Origin of the sequence: Yersinia vastinensis (genome assembly GCF_044905075.1) — a bacterium.
GTDB classification, from domain to species: Bacteria; Pseudomonadota; Gammaproteobacteria; order Enterobacterales; family Enterobacteriaceae; genus Yersinia; species Yersinia vastinensis.
On sequence record NZ_CP173260.1, the window covers coordinates 4,394,277 to 4,412,706 of the forward strand.

Below are 18,430 nucleotides of genomic sequence, written 5' to 3' on the forward strand. Positions count from 1 at the left end.
GCGCATTCTAGGTAGAGTGGGCCTATGATGCAACAAAAAAATTGCATAACTTGCCCTTTCGCTCAGAAAACAGCCGCTTTTTAAAATCCAGATGTATTATTAACCATGATTAGCTTAATTAGCATCCAGTGCTTTTGCTATTCTAACTAATTCTATCGATAAAAATCACCCCCTAAAAACTGAACCATGTCTCATTGCTACGCAATCTTCAGTGTCATTCCGATGAAAATGACCTCTTTTTATGCCCCAAAATAGGGAAATCACCCCAATACAGTGCGTAGCAACAAAAAATAATCATCCCAATTCAGATAATTACTCTGTTAACAGCTTGGCTTGTTTATTGCTTAAGCATAGGTATATACGCAGACAGGCCGTTAGAAAGAGGGATTTGTCATGAAGATTGTTTTGCTTAATGCGTCAACATTACCGATATACCGAAGTGATCTGGCAAGTTTGTTGATTGATGCAGTGTCTCATGGCGCATCGATAGGGTATGACACTCGGACGCTCTCACGGGAAGACGCCGAGGCTTATTTCCATAACCTTCGCCCTGCCATTGCAAAGGGGACGCTATTGTTATGGATAGCCCGTGATGAAGTTGGAATAGTGGGGACGATTCAATTAGACCTTTGCCAAAAACCCAACGGTTTAAACCGAGCTGAAGTACAAAAGTTATTAGTCCATAGCCGTAGTCGCCGCAGTGGTATTGGGCATAAGTTGGTCATTGCCATGGAGAATACAGCCATTCAACTTCATCGTGGATTGTTGTATCTCGATACACAGGCTGGCTCTCCCGCTGAATCTTTCTATCGGACGCAAGGTTATCGCCGCATGGGGGAAATTCCTGATTATGCTTGTACGCCTGACGGTTGCTATCACCCAACAGCGATTTATTTCAAACGTTTATTCTCAGTAAATCAAACGCATACGTCTATAGCCAGTTAATAAGCATAGATATGACCAGTAAGAAGATTATAACTTGCTGCAGCTCGTCTTAATTGATGGGAATAGCAGCACACATCAAAGAAATCACTCACTAAATACAAAAATGTCTACGCCAAAGAGCAAGCTGCCTATAATATGCAGCTTGTTTCTTATCTGGAGTTGGCGTCCAGCGCCTTTCCCAACCTGCGTTAACAGGCAGAATTTGGCTTATGACAAAAAGAGATCAGTCTTTAGCGACGCCTTATCTACAGTTCGATCGTACTCAGTGGGCTGCCCTGCGCGACTCCGTACCATTGACGCTAACAGAAGAAGAAATCGTTAAACTCAAAGGGATTAACGAAGACCTTTCATTAGATGAAGTGGCACAGATTTATCTACCACTTTCGCGTCTACTTAATTTTTATATCAGTTCTAATTTACGCCGACAGGCTGTTTTGGAACAATTCCTCGGGACTGATGGCCAACGTATCCCTTATGTTATCGGTATTGCAGGTAGTGTCGCTGTAGGTAAAAGTACAACAGCACGTTTACTGCAAGCCTTGTTAAGCCGCTGGCCGGAACACCGCAGCGTCGAGCTGATTACTACAGATGGTTTTCTTCACCCCAATAAAGTATTAAATGAACGTGGGTTGATGAAGAAAAAAGGCTTCCCAGAGTCTTATGACATGCATAGCTTGGTGAATTTTGTCTCTGAAGTTAAATCAGGTGCCAGCCAAGTGACAGCGCCAGTCTATTCACATTTGATCTATGACGTTGTACCTGATGGAAATAAAGTCATTAAGCAACCTGATATCCTTATTCTGGAAGGATTGAATGTATTGCAAAGTGGTATGGATTACCCTCATGATCCCCACCATGTATTTGTCTCTGACTTTGTCGACTTCTCTATATATGTAGATGCGCCAGAAGACTTACTGCAAAGTTGGTATATCAATCGGTTCCTTAAATTCCGACAAGGTGCATTCTCTAATCCAGATTCTTACTTCCATAATTATGCCAAACTGCCTGAAACTGAAGCAGTCAAGATTGCAACTCAGTTATGGAAAGAGATTAATGGGTTGAATTTAAAGCAGAATATATTACCGACTCGTGAGAGAGCAAGTCTGATAATGACTAAGAGTGCTAATCATGCAGTTGAGAGTGTACGATTGAGAAAATAATTAATAGCGGGTAGTAATAACTGCCCGCTTAATCTATTAATTAAATACCTCGAAGAGATATCTCACCACCAATATAAGGTTTTACATTACCGTCTTGCTCTAACAATAATGCACCTTGTTGGTCTATACCGCGTGCTATCCCAAATATTTCTTGGTTTCCAATAATTAATTTCACAGGGCGATCAAGATAATTATCCATTTCACGCCAACGAGAAATAAAAGCAGATAAACCCTCATTCTCGAACTTAACTACGGCTAACCTTAATTCAGATAACAGTTCAGCCGTCAGTTTATTACGATCAATAATAACCCCAGCTTCCTGCAAATTAATCCAATCCTGATTGATAACATTGGTTGTTGATGCTCGCATGGTCAGGTTGATACCGGCGCCAATCACTAACTGGGCTGCATCACCCGTCTTCCCTGTGAGTTCGACTAATATACCGGCCAGTTTTTTATCATTAAGATAGAGATCATTTGGCCACTTTACTCGAACCTGCTCAGCACCCAGCTTATGTAGCACTTCTGCCATGACAATACCGACAACCAAACTTAGTCCCATCGCTGCAGCAGGACCTTGTTCAAGACGCCAGAACATTGATAAATAAAGATTAGCACCAAAAGGAGAGACCCACTGACGCCCGCGTCGGCCTCGTCCAGCTTGCTGATATTCAGCAACACAAGCATCACCAGATTTAAGCTCAGCAATCCGCTCTAAGAGATACTGATTTGTAGAATCTACAACTGGCAATACGGTTACCTGCCCAGAGGGTAGATAACGTAATATCGCTTCCTCATCGAGCAGTTGAATAGGTGCTGGTAGACTATAACCCTTACCGGGGACCGTAAAGACATCTAATCCCCACTCTCTGATAGTCTGCATATGCTTGTTAATCGCTGCACGACTCATGCCTAACATTTCACCCAGTTGCTCGCCAGAGTGAAATGCGCCATCAGCAAGTATGCCAATTAACCGCAAGGGAACTTTAATATCTTTCACGACAAACGCTCCACAGCATTAACCTCACCATTACTTGCGATAAAGCGAACCTCTGGTTCCAACCAGATAGCGAATTTATTTGCGACCTGCTGGCGAATATAGCTAGCAAGGCCCAGAACATCCTGCCCAGTCGCTCCTGCGAGATTAATGAGTACTAAGGCTTGCTGTTGATGCACTGCAGCCCCACCAATCTGATAGCCCTTAAGCGCGCATTGATCAATCAACCAGCCCGCGGCCAGTTTTACTAAACCATCAGGTTGCAGATAATGAGGTGCATTGGGATAGCGCTTCACGATATCTTCAGCCACGCTTGCATCCACAACTGGATTTTTGAAGAAACTACCGGCATTACCTGTCACGGTTGGATCAGGTAACTTACTTCGACGCATTGCACAGACTGAATTGAAGATATCTTCTGCTGTGACCGTCAATGGATCCATACGAGCTAAGTCGCCATAGCCCAGTGTTGGAGTCCAAGATTTTATTAATCTGATCCCAACCGCGACAATGGCAAATCCATTCCCATAGCGGTGCTTAAAGATGCTATCGCGATAACCGAACTGGCAATCTTGGGCGGAGAGACGCAGGACTGTACCCGTCTCCATATCAAGTAAATCAACGTACTCACATACCTTTTGCAGTTCAACACCATAAGCACCAATGTTCTGGATTGGCGCAGAACCGACACATCCAGGGATTAAAGCCAAGTTTTCCAGCCCCGGCATATTGTGTTGCAGTGAATAGCATACCAGTTGATGCCAATTCTCCCCGGCACCAACATGCAAATGCCAGGCAGTATCGTCTTCAGTAAAAGTGATGCCCTTGATACGATTTAATAATACTGTTCCCGCGTAATTCTCAATGAACAGTACATTACTGCCTTCTCCAAGCAAAAGTACAGGTTGCTGCTTAGAGACTGACTCGCGCCAGGCGTTAATCAATTCTTCCGTAGAGTTGGCACTGATGACGTTGCTCGCGTAGGCTGATAACGCGAAAGTATTGAGATGTTTTAGCGGGGAACCTTGACTCGACATTGCATTGGATACTCATTCTAGCTAGCTCTAGCGCTAGTCTAACCGATCATAATACTCATATTGTATTTTGTTTTAAGTACAAACGTAAAAAAGCCCTCTGCATAGCAGAAGGCTTTCTCTTTTCATATTCCATACATAGCAAAAACCCCACGCTTTTGGCATGGGGTCTCGGCTTGATTTGATGCCTGGCAGTGTCCTACTCTCGCATGGGGAGACCCCACACTACCATCGGCGCTACGGCGTTTCACTTCTGAGTTCGGCATGGGATCAGGTGGGACCACCGCGCTATGGCCGCCAGGCAAATTCTGTTTTCATCAACTCGCTACACAATCACTCTCATGCAGCCAGCCAATTCAATCTGTAAACTTCGCTGAAAATCTCTCAAACACAAAACACCTTCGGTGTTGTAAGGTTAAGCCTCACGGATCATTAGTACTGGTTAGCTCAATGCATCGCTGCACTTACACACCCAGCCTATCAACGTCATAGTCTTTAACGTTCCTTCAGGGGGCTTAAAGCCCCAGGGAAGACTCATCTCGAGGCAAGTTTCCCGCTTAGATGCTTTCAGCGGTTATCTCTTCCGAATTTAGCTACCGGGCAGTGCCATTGGCATGACAACCCGAACACCAGTGATTCGTCCACTCCGGTCCTCTCGTACTAGGAGCAGCCCCTCTCAATCTTCCAACGCCCACGGCAGATAGGGACCGAACTGTCTCACGACGTTCTAAACCCAGCTCGCGTACCACTTTAAATGGCGAACAGCCATACCCTTGGGACCTACTTCAGCCCCAGGATGTGATGAGCCGACATCGAGGTGCCAAACACCGCCGTCGATATGAACTCTTGGGCGGTATCAGCCTGTTATCCCCGGAGTACCTTTTATCCGTTGAGCGATGGCCCTTCCATTCAGAACCACCGGATCACTAAGACCTACTTTCGTACCTGCTCGAGCCGTCACTCTCGCAGTCAAGCTAGCTTATGCCTTTGCACTAACCTCACGATGTCCGACCGTGATTAGCTAACCTTCGTGCTCCTCCGTTACTCTTTGGGAGGAGACCGCCCCAGTCAAACTACCCACCAGACACTGTCCTCACCCCGGATTACGGGGCCGAGTTAGAACATCAAACATTAAAGGGTGGTATTTCAAGGTTGGCTCCACGCAGACTGGCGTCCACGCTTCGATGCCTCCCACCTATCCTACACATCAAGGCTCAATGTTCAGTGTCAAGCTATAGTAAAGGTTCACGGGGTCTTTCCGTCTTGCCGCGGGTACACTGCATCTTCACAGCGAGTTCAATTTCACTGAGTCTCGGGTGGAGACAGCCTGGCCATCATTACGCCATTCGTGCAGGTCGGAACTTACCCGACAAGGAATTTCGCTACCTTAGGACCGTTATAGTTACGGCCGCCGTTTACTGGGGCTTCGATCAAGAGCTTCGCCTTGCGGCTGACCCCATCAATTAACCTTCCAGCACCGGGCAGGCGTCACACCGTATACGTCCACTTTCGTGTTTGCACAGTGCTGTGTTTTTATTAAACAGTTGCAGCCAGCTGGTATCTGCGACTGGCTTCGGCTACGAGAGCAAGTCTCTTTACCTAATGCCAGCGTGCCTTCTCCCGAAGTTACGGCACCATTTTGCCTAGTTCCTTCACCCGAGTTCTCTCAAGCGCCTGAGTATTCTCTACCTGACCACCTGTGTCGGTTTGGGGTACGATTTAATGTTACCTGATGCTTAGAGGCTTTTCCTGGAAGCTTGGCATCAACTACTTCTGCACCGTAGTGCATCGTCATCACACCTCAGCGTTGATAAGCAACCGGATTTACCAGGTCACTCCGCCTACATGCTTAAACCGGGACAACCGTCGCCCGGCTAGCCTAGCCTTCTCCGTCCCCCCTTCGCAGTAACACCAAGTACAGGAATATTAACCTGTTTCCCATCGACTACGCTTTTCAGCCTCGCCTTAGGGGTCGACTCACCCTGCCCCGATTAACGTTGGACAGGAACCCTTGGTCTTCCGGCGTGCGGGCTTTTCACCCGCATTATCGTTACTTATGTCAGCATTCGCACTTCTGATACCTCCAGCAAACCTCACAGTTCACCTTCAACGGCTTACAGAACGCTCCCCTACCCAACAACACCTAAGTGTCGCTGCCGCAGCTTCGGTGCATGGTTTAGCCCCGTTACATCTTCCGCGCAGGCCGACTCGACCAGTGAGCTATTACGCTTTCTTTAAATGATGGCTGCTTCTAAGCCAACATCCTGGCTGTCTATGCCTTCCCACATCGTTTCCCACTTAACCATGACTTTGGGACCTTAGCTGGCGGTCTGGGTTGTTTCCCTCTTCACGACGGACGTTAGCACCCGCCGTGTGTCTCCCGTGATAACATTCTTCGGTATTCGGAGTTTGCATCGGTTTGGTAAGCCGGGGTGGCCCCCTAGCCGAAACAGTGCTCTACCCCCGAAGATGAGTTCACGAGGCGCTACCTAAATAGCTTTCGGGGAGAACCAGCTATCTCCCGGTTTGATTGGCCTTTCACCCCCAGCCACAAGTCATCCGCTAATTTTTCAACATTAGTCGGTTCGGTCCTCCAGTTAGTGTTACCCAACCTTCAACCTGCCCATGGCTAGATCACCGGGTTTCGGGTCTATACCTTGCAACTAGACGCCCAGTTAAGACTCGGTTTCCCTACGGCTCCCCTATTCGGTTAACCTTGCTACAAAATATAAGTCGCTGACCCATTATACAAAAGGTACGCAGTCACACCACGAAGGTGCTCCCACTGCTTGTACGTACACGGTTTCAGGTTCTATTTCACTCCCCTCGCCGGGGTTCTTTTCGCCTTTCCCTCACGGTACTGGTTCACTATCGGTCAGTCAGGAGTATTTAGCCTTGGAGGATGGTCCCCCCATATTCAGACAGGATGTCACGTGTCCCGCCCTACTCATCGAGTTCACAGCAAGTGTATTTTTGTGTACGGGACTATCACCCTGTACCGTGCGACTTTCCAGACGCTTCCACTAACACACAAACTGATTCAGACTCTGGGCTCCTCCCCGTTCGCTCGCCGCTACTGGGGGAATCTCGGTTGATTTCTTTTCCTCGGGGTACTTAGATGTTTCAGTTCCCCCGGTTCGCCTCGTTAGACTATGTATTCATCTAACGATAGTGCAACGAATTGCACTGGGTTTCCCCATTCGGGTATCGTCGGTTGTAACGCTTCATATCAGCTTACCGACGCTTTTCGCAGATTAGCACGCCCTTCATCGCCTCTGACTGCCTAGGCATCCACCGTGTACGCTTAGTCGCTTAACCTCACAACCCGAAGGTGTCTTTCGACCACTTGCGTTGTGATTATTTGAGAGACTCTAATACAGGTTACTTATTATCTCAGTACATCTACGGAGAGATAATGTTCAGCTGTATTGTTTCAATTTTCAGCTTGTTCCAGATTGTTAAAGAGCAATATCTTAAACACGACTCGTTAAAGTCATCTTTAAGTTATTTTGTGGTTCATCAAGAACCGGTGATAATGTCTTTCACACATTATCGGATTGGCGTCCCCAAGGGGATTCGAACCCCTGTTACAGCCGTGAAAGGGCAGTGTCCTAGGCCTCTAGACGATGGGGACACGAAAGTCCGATTAAACCGAAATCTAACCGTTTCGCATCAGCATGAGTCGAAACTCACGACATCAACAGGTGCTCTTGCTCATTACTTTTATCAGACAATCTGTGTGGACACTGCGCAATGCGTATCGTTAGGTAAGGAGGTGATCCAACCGCAGGTTCCCCTACGGTTACCTTGTTACGACTTCACCCCAGTCATGAATCACAAAGTGGTAAGCGCCCTCCCGAAGGTTAAGCTACCTACTTCTTTTGCAACCCACTCCCATGGTGTGACGGGCGGTGTGTACAAGGCCCGGGAACGTATTCACCGTAGCATTCTGATCTACGATTACTAGCGATTCCGACTTCATGGAGTCGAGTTGCAGACTCCAATCCGGACTACGACAGACTTTATGTGGTCCGCTTGCTCTCGCGAGTTCGCTTCACTTTGTATCTGCCATTGTAGCACGTGTGTAGCCCTACTCGTAAGGGCCATGATGACTTGACGTCATCCCCACCTTCCTCCGGTTTATCACCGGCAGTCTCCTTTGAGTTCCCACCATTACGTGCTGGCAACAAAGGATAAGGGTTGCGCTCGTTGCGGGACTTAACCCAACATTTCACAACACGAGCTGACGACAGCCATGCAGCACCTGTCTCACAGTTCCCGAAGGCACCTAAGCATCTCTGCTCAGTTCTGTGGATGTCAAGAGTAGGTAAGGTTCTTCGCGTTGCATCGAATTAAACCACATGCTCCACCGCTTGTGCGGGCCCCCGTCAATTCATTTGAGTTTTAACCTTGCGGCCGTACTCCCCAGGCGGTCGACTTAACGCGTTAGCTCCGGAAGCCACGCCTCAAGGGCACAACCTCCAAGTCGACATCGTTTACAGCGTGGACTACCAGGGTATCTAATCCTGTTTGCTCCCCACGCTTTCGCACCTGAGCGTCAGTCTTTGTCCAGGGGGCCGCCTTCGCCACCGGTATTCCTCCAGATCTCTACGCATTTCACCGCTACACCTGGAATTCTACCCCCCTCTACAAGACTCTAGCTTGCCAGTTTCAAATGCAGTTCCCAAGTTAAGCTCGGGGATTTCACATCTGACTTAACAAACCGCCTGCGTGCGCTTTACGCCCAGTAATTCCGATTAACGCTTGCACCCTCCGTATTACCGCGGCTGCTGGCACGGAGTTAGCCGGTGCTTCTTCTGCGAGTAACGTCAATCACTTCACGTATTAAGTGAAATGCCTTCCTCCTCGCTGAAAGTGCTTTACAACCCGAAGGCCTTCTTCACACACGCGGCATGGCTGCATCAGGCTTGCGCCCATTGTGCAATATTCCCCACTGCTGCCTCCCGTAGGAGTCTGGACCGTGTCTCAGTTCCAGTGTGGCTGGTCATCCTCTCAGACCAGCTAGGGATCGTCGCCTAGGTGAGCCATTACCTCACCTACTAGCTAATCCCATCTGGGCACATCCGATGGCGTGAGGCCCGAAGGTCCCCCACTTTGCTCTTTCGAGGTCATGCGGTATTAGCTACCGTTTCCAGTAGTTATCCCCCTCCATCAGGCAGTTTCCCAGACATTACTCACCCGTCCGCCGCTCGCCGGCAAAGTAGCAAGCTACTTTCCGCTGCCGCTCGACTTGCATGTGTTAGGCCTGCCGCCAGCGTTCAATCTGAGCCATGATCAAACTCTTCAATTTAAGATTTGTTTGATTTGCTACCGAGGTAGCGATGCTCAAAGATTACTTTCTGCAAATATGCATTCGAACCGAAGTTCAAATGTTTACTGCTTTGGTCACTCTTCAAGACTTTGATATTTCTTCTGCCTGCCGAAACAGGCTTCGATATCGTCTTGCGAGTGCCCACACAGATTGTCTGATAAATTGTTAAAGAGCGTTCGTTACCTGTTTGCCTTGCGGCGAATCTTACGGTAACGCGGGAGGCAGATAATACGCTTTCCCGCTGAAGAGTCAAGGTTTTCTTTTGTTTCTTTCGAAGTCAAAATCATTCTTTTCTCTTCCTGACCCGGCGAAGTGTGTTTCGTTGTTCCCGGTCAGTGGAGGCGCATTATAGGGAGTTCCTGACAGCCTGCAACCCCTAATTTAAAAAAACTTTTCAACCGTGTTTTATTTCAACGATTTGCTGCGATAAACGTCATTCTTGTTATTTTTTGTACGACAATTCCGAGAAATCCTGAGCAAAACCGCTGACCTGCTGCCAATCCGTATATTCAACTTCTTTACTGGTATCCGTTTCCCCACCAGTCATACGCATAATAAGCTGGATCATTACCCGGTCGATCCAACGGTAACGGGGATAACGCAAGGCTCCTGCGAATACGGTGCACAATGTCGGTTGCCACGGTGTACTGAGCAGGAACTTACGCACATAAGCATTTGTTTGTGGCGAACGCTTTTCTGGCTTACGTGCTGTCAGGTTAACCGCAAAGAAAGCACTCGGCATCTGGTTGAGTTGTTCGACGTGTTTATTGACGAATTTGGTCAAACTCGGATTGAAATGCCCATAGCGTACTGAAGCACCAATCATTACCTGCTGGTATTGGCTCAGATCGATTTGCCCCACGTCTGCCAAGTCCTGTATTTCACAAGTGGCTACCACCGATAATTCTTTAGCTATATAAGAAGCGATGGTTTTCGTTTGGCCATCTCGGCTGGAGTAAAGTATCAATACTTTCATAGCAATGTTCCTTATGCAGAATTACTCACGCCAGAATGTTGGAGTGAAGAGAACCAACAAAGTGAAGACTTCCAGTCGACCAAATAACATGGTTATCACCAGTATCCATTTTGCCGCCGGATTCATAGAGGTAAAGTTATCAGCAACAACACCCAGACCTGGCCCAAGATTGTTCAAAGTTGCGGTGACTGCCGCAAAAGCAGAAAATTCATCAACACCCGTTGCGATGATCGCCAACATGCTGATGATGAAAACCAAAGCATAGGCGGAGAAAAACCCCCAGACAGCTTCCAGTATTCTTTCCGGCAACGCACGCCGCCCCAGCTTAATGGTGTAAACCGCATTCGGGTGCACTAAACGTTTTAATTCACGCGAGCCTTGCAGGTAGAGCAGCAGGATACGAATCACTTTCAGACCACCACCAGTTGATCCCGCACACCCTCCTATAAATGCAGAGCATAATAAGAGTATCGGCAAGAACAACGGCCATTTAGAAATACTGTCCGTCGTGAAGCCTGCCGTGGTTGCCATAGAGACCACTTGGAAAAATGCCTGATTTAAGGTTTCTAACCCCGATTTGTACACACTATGTTGCCAAAGCACCAAGGTGCACACGATAACCAAGGTCAATTGTACAAAGATAAACATGCGAAATTCAGGATCACGCCAATAGACTTTCAAACTGCGTCCACTGAGTACCGCAAAGTGCAGACCAAAGTTACAGCCAGAAATCAGCAAGAAAATACCGATGATGGTGTTAATAGTCGGGCTGTTGAAGTAACCAATACTGGCGTCATGAGTAGAGAAACCACCAATTGCAATAGTGGAGAAGCTATGAGAGATAGCATCAAACACCGACATCCCCGCCCCCCACAAAGAAAGCGCGCAGGCAATGGTCAGTAAGACATAGATAAGCCATAGTGTTTTCGCGGTTTCAGCAATTCGAGGCCGCATTTTATTATCTTTCAACGGGCCAGGCATCTCTGCCCGATAGAGCTGCATCCCTCCAACGCCCAAAATAGGTAAGATTGCCACCGCCAGCACAATGATCCCCATGCCCCCCAGCCATTGCAGCATTTGCCGATAAAATAAAATGGCTTTTGGCAATGAATCCAAACCCACCAACGTGGTCGCTCCAGTAGTGGTCAAACCGGAGAATGATTCAAAGAATGCATCAGTGAGAGAGAGATTGGGCCGCTCTGAGAATAAGAAAGGTAATGCCCCGACACTGCCCAGTACCGTCCAGAACAGCACAACAATCAGGAAACCTTCACGCGGCTTCAATTCATGTTTCTGTTTTCGGTTTGGTAGCCAAAGCAAAAGACCAATCGCCAGAGCAACAAAAAAGGTTTCGCTGAAGGCACGGCCGGCACCATCACGATAGATCAAGGCCACTAGCCCAGGAATAAACATTGTCCCGGAGAATAAGATGACCAGCAGACCAACAATACGGGTTATGGCACGAAAATGCATTCCGGCACGTTCCTTAGCAATTCACTTGGATGGGGATTATTGCGAAATGGGCGTCAATTGCAACGTACCACGACTGAGATCACGCAATTTATCCCCGACCTGACTGGCTTGAGTTGCTGGCAATGAGAGATGAAGAGTCACGAGTTGTGCATATTCACTCTGTAAAATCTGGCCTTCAACCTGCTGTAATAGTGTTTCTACCATGGCAAGCTGCGCATAGTCACACTGCAAAGTATATTCTACTTGTGGGACTTTATATTTTACTTCAATCTGTTTTAACGCTTGCTGGACACCGCTGCCATACGCCCTGACTAATCCGCCAGTACCGAGCTTGATACCACCATAGTAACGCACAACCACGGCAGTAATTTCGCCAATATGACTCCCCATCAGTTGGGCCAAGATAGGTTTCCCCGCAGTACCAGAGGGCTCACCATCATCAGAAAAACCTAATTGCTGTGAATCTGTCGGCGTACCTGCAACAAAAGCCCAGCAATGATGCCGGGCTGTAGGATGCTGCTGTTTAACCTGCTGAATAAAATCTTTCGCTTCATTCACCCCATTGGTGTGTGCCAACAAGGTGATAAAACGACTTTTTTTAATCTCTTCGCTGATAGTTACCGGCGCGGCAGGTATCAGATAAGGCTGCATCAGGCCAGCTTCAGGTCACGAGTCATGTTCTCAACTCGATTATCATGGATAACGATATTATCTTCTATGCGAATGCCACCATAAGGCTTCAGCGCTTCAATGCGCTCCCAATTGAAGTGCTTACTGAATTCCCCGGTACGCCAAGGAGCCAATAACGATTCAATAAAGTAGAGGCCAGGTTCAATAGTGAGAACCATCCGTGGTTGCAGAATTCGTGTGCAACGCAGATAAGGGTATTTTGATGGAGCTGCCAAGTGAGTACCGGTATCATCCTGCATAAAGCCAGCGGTATCATGCACTTGAAGCCCTAGAGGATGGCCCAGCCCGTGAGGCAAGAACGGACAGGTAATCCCTTTCTCAACCATGGCATCTTCACTGATACCTGTGACTAGATTATGGGAATGAAGCAACTTGGCAATGCGCTGGTGCATCTGAACGTGATAATCGGTATAGCGCACACCGCTTTTAATGGTTTTGATCAGTGCCAATTGTTCATCATTCATATCTTTGATCAATGCGGCAAAATCGCTGTCACTGTCAGCGGCATAAGTGCGAGTCAGGTCAGCAGCATAACCATTATATTCGGCACCGGCATCCATCAAGAAACTACGCATTTCTGCCGGTGGCTGATGCTGTAAGGTAGTGTAATGAAGCACAGCAGAGTGTTCATTCAGCGCCACGATATTATCGTAAGGCACATCAGTATCACGATGCCCCGTTGCCATCAGATAGGCAAGATTGATATCAAACTCGCTCATTCCTGATTGGAATGCCTCATAAGCAGCCCGATGTCCGGTGACCGCCATCTTTTGTGCTTCGCGCATGCACGCCAGCTCATAGTCCGTTTTATAAGAACGATAGAAATGAAGGTAATCCAGCACCGGCTGCGGATTAATATTTTCCGCACTGAAACCTAGAGCCTGAGCACGGTGTTGCGCATATCCAATATAGGCCACGCGATCCCGCTGCACAGGTAATTGCTGCGCAATATCATCCGCGTTAGCTAGCGGCTGCATATCAATTGATTTTGTCCAGAAGCTATCTGGTAGTGGCTCTACACTGTGCCAATAGTCTACCGGGGAGTAAAACCATAACTTCGGCGTATTAACCCCATCAACCCATAACCAGCAGTTTGGGACTTGAGTCACCGGCACCCAAGCTTTGAACTGGGCATTAACTTTAAAAGGATAGTCACGGTCATCAAGGAAAATACGTTGTAATTCGCCGGAGTGAATCAGTAAAGCATCTAGCTGATGACGCTCCAGCACGTCGCGAGTGCGCTGTTGTAGGGTGGATAAATGTTCGTTATATAAAGAAGCCAGCGTTTCCATCACAGTACCCTTTGCTATTAGAACTTAATTTTTTCATCTTATCATAGTCGCCAAAGCCATGTTTTGATGACAACTTATCTGCCTGAAAAATACATTACGTCACTCGATAAATTGATTATTTAACCGCCCAAACGTCACGAATAAATATGATAAAAATCAATTACCCTTTCTGATTGACTGTGATCTTCACTGCAAAAAATCAATCTCTTGTTTGCAATTCATTAACAAAATATCCACACTTCCTGAATATCTGGTCATACCAGATCACATGCGCTTATTCAGGAGATAGATATGCTCTACCAAAGCGAAACACTACAGCTTCACTGGCTGGAAAACGGCATTGCCGAGTTGGTGTTTGATGCACCGGGTTCAGTTAATAAGCTGGATACCAAAACAGTAGCCAATTTGGGTGAAGCCCTGGCTGTGCTGGAAAAACAAAGCGAACTTAAAGGGTTACTGCTGCGTTCTGCCAAAGCGGCCTTTATTGTCGGTGCCGATATCACCGAGTTTCTGTCTCTGTTTAATGCGCCACCGGAAAAGTTGCACCAATGGCTGGTCTTCGCCAACGATATCTTTAATCGCTTGGAAGACTTACCAGTCCCGACAATCTCTGCCATTAATGGATACGCATTAGGTGGTGGATGTGAATGTATTCTGGCCACTGATTTCCGTGTTGCATCGCCAGAAACCCGTATTGGTCTGCCCGAAACTAAACTCGGTATCATGCCGGGCTTCGGTGGTTCTGTACGTTTACCCCGCTTATTAGGTGCTGACAGTGCATTGGAAATCATTGCAGCTGGCAAAGATATTATTGCCAAAGACGCCCTAAAAGTTGGACTGGTTGATGCAGTTGTTGCACCTGAAAAGCTGGCTGATGCCGCTTTAGCTATGCTGAAACAGGCGATTGATGGAAAACTTGATTGGCAAGCAGCCCGCCGCCCAAAATTAGAGCCACTAAAGCTCAACCCAACAGAAGCCGCCATGTGCTTTACCATTGCCAAAGGCATGGTTATGCAAGTCGCGGGGAAACACTATCCAGCGCCAATAACCGCCGTAAAAACTATCGAAGCTGCGGCAAAACTTGGCCGAGCCGAGGCATTGAAACTTGAAACCAATAGCTTTGTGCCATTGGCAGGTTCCAATGAAGCTCGTGCATTGGTCGGTATTTTCCTTAATGACCAATACGTTAAAGGTCAGGCAAAAAAACTGTCCAAAGGTGTCAGCGCCCCCAAACAAGCGGCGGTATTGGGTGCCGGGATTATGGGCGGTGGAATTGCCTATCAATCGGCACTGAAAGGCGTGCCCGTCATTATGAAAGATATTAATGACAAATCGCTCACCCTTGGGATGAATGAAGCAGCCAAACTCCTCAATAAACAACTGGAACGCGGCAAAGTCGATGGCCTGAAAATGGCGAATATTTTGGCAACTATCCAGCCAACACTGGATTACAACGGAATTGAACGTGCGCAAGTCATCGTAGAAGCGGTGGTGGAAAATCCAAAAGTGAAAGCCGCTGTTCTGGCTGAAGTTGAAGCGCTGATCAGTGAAGAAACCGTTTTAGCCTCTAATACCTCGACCATTCCAATCGATCAATTAGCTCACTCACTTAAACGCCCAGAGAATTTCTGCGGTATGCATTTCTTCAACCCAGTTCATCGTATGCCGCTGGTTGAAATTATTCGTGGTGCCAAAACTTCCGACAAAACGATTGCTGCCGTTGTGGCCTATGCCACACAAATGGGTAAAACACCGATTGTAGTGAATGATTGTCCGGGCTTCTTTGTTAACCGCGTTTTATTCCCATATCTGGCGGGGTTCGGTCTGTTAGTCAGAGATGGCGGTGATTTCCGTCAAATTGATAAAGTGATGGAAAAACAGTTTGGTTGGCCAATGGGCCCAGCTTATCTGTTAGATGTGGTAGGGATTGATACCGCGCATCATGCACAAGCCGTGATGGCTGCTGGCTTCCCGGATCGTATGAATAAAGATTATCGCGATGCCATTGACGTGATGTTTGAGAACCAACGATTCGGTCAGAAAAATGGCCAAGGCTTCTACCGGTATACCCAAGATGCCAAAGGTAAACCGCGTAAAGAGAATGACGAGCAAGTTGATGCATTACTGGCACAAGTCAGCCAACCTGCTCAGAAATTTAGCGACGACGATATTATCGCGCGCACCATGATACCGATGATCAATGAGGTTGTGCGGTGTCTGGAAGAAGGCATTATTGCCAGCCCGGCTGAAGGTGACATGGCTTTGGTTTATGGGCTGGGCTTCCCGCCATTCCACGGTGGTGTCTTCCGTTATCTCGATACTATCGGCAGTGCAAATTATGTCGAAATGGCCCAGCGCTATACCCACCTTGGCGCGCTGTATCACGTCCCTGCGGGATTGAGAGCCAAAGCTGAACATAACGAAAGTTATTATCCTGTAGCAGCAGCGCTGCTTGATGTTTCTACCAGTCAACCGGCATGAGGTCTGAAAACATGGAAAATGTAGTCATTATTGATGCCGTCCGCACGCCGATGGGCCGCTCGAAAGGCGGTGCATTCCGTCAGGTTCGAGCAGAAGACCTCTCCGCTCACTTGATGCGAGAAATCTTGAGCCGTAATCCTGGGCTAAATGCCGCTGAAATCGATGATATCTATTGGGGCTGTGTGCAACAGACGCTAGAACAGGGCTTTAATATCGCCCGCAATGCCTCTTTGTTGGCTGAAATCCCACATAGCGTTCCTGCCGTTACCGTTAACCGCCTGTGTGGTTCGTCAATGCAGGCTCTACATGATGGCGCAAGATCTATCATGGTGGGTGACGCACAAGTCAGCTTGATTGGTGGTGTAGAACATATGGGGCACGTCCCCATGAATCATGGCGTTGACTTCCATCCGGGCATGGGCCGTACTGTGGCTAAAGCTGCGGGTATGATGGGTTTAACCGCTGAAATGCTGGCAAAAATCCACAATATCAGCCGCCAGTCACAAGATGAGTTTGCTGTTCGTTCTCATCAACGCGCTTATGCCGCGACACAAGCTGGTCATTTTGCCAATGAGATCGTCGCGACTAATGGACATGACGCTGATGGCATCTTAAAGCGTTTTGATTTCGATGAAGTTATTCGCCCAGAAACAAATCTGGCCGGTCTGGCAGCACTGCGCCCGGCCTTTGACCCCGTCAACGGTACAGTGACTGCAGGAACATCATCGGCACTTTCCGATGGTGCTTCTGCCATGCTGATTATGAGTGAATCCCGTGCGAAATCATTAGGTTTAACACCGCGCGCCCGTATTCGCTCAATGGCGGTTGTCGGCTGTGACCCATCAATTATGGGATATGGCCCAGTGCCTGCTAGTCAATTAGCATTAAAACGTGCGGGGCTAAAGCTGGAAGATATTGGTTTATTTGAATTAAATGAGGCGTTTGCCGCTCAATCACTGGCTTGTCTGAAAGGTTTGGGTTTGCTGGAGAGCATGGATGACAAGGTCAATTTGAATGGAGGAGCTATTGCATTAGGTCATCCATTGGGTTGTTCAGGGGCACGAATCTCAACCACATTGCTCAATCTAATGGAACGCCGCGATGTGCAGTTCGGTTTGGCGACCATGTGTATCGGCTTAGGCCAAGGTATCGCTACCGTCTTTGAACGCGTATAGCTTCAAATATCTCACTAAGAAATATTAAGGGCCTGAATACAGGCCCTGATAACCGCTGTACCTGGTGTTTAGTTGCCGTTTTCCCGCCTGTCAGGGGCGGGCTTTTTTATTCTGAATCACAACATTCACTCAGATAAAGGCAAAAGCATCACCATAGATGTGTGCTTCCTGCGCACCACGTTCAGTACAAAAACGCTCACGGGCAATTTTAGCCATTTCAAAACGGCCAGCGATATAGATATCCTGCTCAGCGAGAGAGCCGTAATCTTGCAACACCGCGCTCAGTACCGTTCCGGTACGGCCACGCCAACCCTCTTCTGGTTGCTCGACCACTGGAATAACTTTTAGCTGAGGATACTTAATCGACAGCGCTTCTAGCTCGCTTAAGTCATATAAATGCACAGCTTCGCGTCCACCCCAATAGATGGAGACTTCACGATCAGGCCGCTCTGCCAGTGCCGCTAACAAAATTGAGCGCACATAGGAGAAACCTGTGCCACCGGCAATCAACACCAACGGACGATCACTGCCCTCGCGGAACCACGCCTCGCCATGAGGGATGTCCACATCCAGCGTTTTCTCTTTCAGAATTCGGTCCATCACCGCCATAGCATAGAGATTGATTTCCGAAGCTCCGATATGCAGCTCGATGAAATCTTTCTGCAACGGTGTGGATGCCATAGAGAATGGGCGCTTATCCCGCTCATCCATTACTACCATCAAATACTGCCCAGCACGGAAAGAAAATGCAGATGCAGGCACCAATTGCACCCGGTACACCGTATCGGTAATGGCCTCTACGGAGGTTACTTTACAGCTTAAAGTTGTCATGCCTTCCCTCTGTCGGGTCATCAAATGCAAAACTAAGGACAAGA

General features: G+C 47.8%; 11 protein-coding genes, 1 tRNA gene and 3 rRNA genes. 4 read left to right on the plus strand and 11 right to left on the minus strand.

The window, feature by feature from the left end:
- The first annotated feature begins 393 nt into the window (after positions 1 to 393).
- A complete protein-coding gene (locus tag ACIOG0_RS20345; RefSeq protein ID WP_050101907.1) occupies positions 394 to 945 on the plus strand; it encodes a GNAT family N-acetyltransferase in 552 nt (183 codons plus the stop codon).
- Between the two features lie 209 nt (positions 946 to 1,154).
- A complete protein-coding gene (coaA, locus tag ACIOG0_RS20350; RefSeq protein WP_050101906.1) occupies positions 1,155 to 2,105 on the plus strand; it encodes a type I pantothenate kinase in 951 nt (316 codons plus the stop codon).
- Between the two features lie 40 nt (positions 2,106 to 2,145).
- Here coaA and birA read toward each other — a convergent pair whose 3' ends face one another.
- From birA to pepQ, 10 genes are all read right to left on the minus strand, one after another.
- Positions 2,146 to 3,105 carry a bifunctional biotin--[acetyl-CoA-carboxylase] ligase/biotin operon repressor BirA gene (gene birA, locus ACIOG0_RS20355; RefSeq protein ID WP_050101905.1) on the minus strand — a complete coding sequence of 320 codons (960 nt, stop codon included), beginning with the start codon at positions 3,103 to 3,105 and terminating at the stop codon, positions 2,146 to 2,148.
- Positions 3,102 to 4,139, minus strand: coding sequence for a UDP-N-acetylmuramate dehydrogenase (gene murB, locus ACIOG0_RS20360; protein ID WP_128451926.1), 1,038 nt, complete (start codon positions 4,137 to 4,139; stop codon positions 3,102 to 3,104). Before murB ends, birA begins: the two co-directional genes overlap by 4 nt.
- 183 nt (positions 4,140 to 4,322) lie before the next feature.
- Positions 4,323 to 4,438: ribosomal RNA gene (rrf, locus tag ACIOG0_RS20365) — 5S ribosomal RNA — on the minus strand.
- Positions 4,439 to 4,547: 109 nt separating this feature from the next.
- Positions 4,548 to 7,454 (minus strand): 23S ribosomal RNA (locus ACIOG0_RS20370).
- 240 nt (positions 7,455 to 7,694) lie between these two features.
- Positions 7,695 to 7,770 (minus strand) — tRNA-Glu (locus ACIOG0_RS20375).
- Positions 7,771 to 7,904: 134 nt separating this feature from the next.
- Positions 7,905 to 9,447: ribosomal RNA gene (locus ACIOG0_RS20380) — 16S ribosomal RNA — on the minus strand.
- Together the 16S, 23S and 5S rRNA genes with 1 tRNA gene alongside form the textbook arrangement of a ribosomal RNA operon.
- 463 nt (positions 9,448 to 9,910) lie before the next feature.
- Positions 9,911 to 10,444, minus strand: coding sequence for a menaquinone-dependent protoporphyrinogen IX dehydrogenase (hemG, locus tag ACIOG0_RS20385; RefSeq protein ID WP_050296220.1), 534 nt, complete (start codon positions 10,442 to 10,444; stop codon positions 9,911 to 9,913).
- A gap of 21 nt (positions 10,445 to 10,465) precedes the next feature.
- Positions 10,466 to 11,917 (minus strand): Trk system potassium transporter TrkH, encoded by a 1,452-nt coding sequence (gene trkH / locus ACIOG0_RS20390; RefSeq protein WP_050101031.1) that lies wholly within the window; start codon positions 11,915 to 11,917, stop codon positions 10,466 to 10,468.
- 36 nt (positions 11,918 to 11,953) lie between these two features.
- The gene (locus ACIOG0_RS20395) at positions 11,954 to 12,568 is read right to left on the minus strand and encodes an IMPACT family protein (RefSeq protein WP_050101030.1); all 615 of its coding nucleotides are present in this window, start codon (positions 12,566 to 12,568) and stop codon (positions 11,954 to 11,956) included.
- Positions 12,568 to 13,899 carry a Xaa-Pro dipeptidase gene (gene pepQ / locus ACIOG0_RS20400; protein ID WP_050101029.1) on the minus strand — a complete coding sequence of 444 codons (1,332 nt, stop codon included), beginning with the start codon at positions 13,897 to 13,899 and terminating at the stop codon, positions 12,568 to 12,570. The genes ACIOG0_RS20395 and pepQ overlap by 1 nt, the downstream gene beginning before the upstream one ends.
- Before the next feature lie 291 nt (positions 13,900 to 14,190).
- Between pepQ and fadB the strand changes: the two genes are divergently transcribed.
- Both fadB and fadA read left to right on the plus strand, forming a co-directional pair.
- A complete protein-coding gene (gene fadB / locus ACIOG0_RS20405) occupies positions 14,191 to 16,380 on the plus strand; it encodes a fatty acid oxidation complex subunit alpha FadB (protein WP_050141141.1) in 2,190 nt (729 codons plus the stop codon).
- Positions 16,381 to 16,391: 11 nt separating this feature from the next.
- The gene (gene fadA / locus ACIOG0_RS20410; RefSeq protein WP_050101027.1) at positions 16,392 to 17,555 is read left to right on the plus strand and encodes an acetyl-CoA C-acyltransferase FadA; all 1,164 of its coding nucleotides are present in this window, start codon (positions 16,392 to 16,394) and stop codon (positions 17,553 to 17,555) included.
- A gap of 129 nt (positions 17,556 to 17,684) precedes the next feature.
- Here the strand turns inward: fadA and fre are convergent, their stop codons facing one another.
- Positions 17,685 to 18,386: an NAD(P)H-flavin reductase gene (fre, locus tag ACIOG0_RS20415; RefSeq protein WP_128451639.1), complete on the minus strand. Its 702-nt coding sequence runs from the start codon at positions 18,384 to 18,386 to the stop codon at positions 17,685 to 17,687.
- Positions 18,387 to 18,430 lie beyond the last annotated feature (44 nt).

Bases quoted from the DNA above. Each gene is read 5' to 3' on its own strand.
- fre (WP_128451639.1), bottom strand. From the start codon at position 18,386: ATGACAACTTTAAGCTGTAAAGTAACCTCCGTAGAGGCCATTACCGAT.
- fadA (WP_050101027.1), top strand. From the start codon at position 16,392: ATGGAAAATGTAGTCATTATTGATGCCGTCCGCACGCCGATGGGCCGC.
- ACIOG0_RS20395 (WP_050101030.1), bottom strand. From the start codon at position 12,568: ATGCAGCCTTATCTGATACCTGCCGCGCCGGTAACTATCAGCGAAGAG.
- pepQ (WP_050101029.1), bottom strand. From the start codon at position 13,899: ATGGAAACGCTGGCTTCTTTATATAACGAACATTTATCCACCCTACAA.
- hemG (WP_050296220.1), bottom strand. From the start codon at position 10,444: ATGAAAGTATTGATACTTTACTCCAGCCGAGATGGCCAAACGAAAACC.
- murB (WP_128451926.1), bottom strand. From the start codon at position 4,139: ATGTCGAGTCAAGGTTCCCCGCTAAAACATCTCAATACTTTCGCGTTA.
- trkH (WP_050101031.1), bottom strand. From the start codon at position 11,917: ATGCATTTTCGTGCCATAACCCGTATTGTTGGTCTGCTGGTCATCTTA.
- coaA (WP_050101906.1), top strand. From the start codon at position 1,155: ATGACAAAAAGAGATCAGTCTTTAGCGACGCCTTATCTACAGTTCGAT.
- ACIOG0_RS20345 (WP_050101907.1), top strand. From the start codon at position 394: ATGAAGATTGTTTTGCTTAATGCGTCAACATTACCGATATACCGAAGT.
- fadB (WP_050141141.1), top strand. From the start codon at position 14,191: ATGCTCTACCAAAGCGAAACACTACAGCTTCACTGGCTGGAAAACGGC.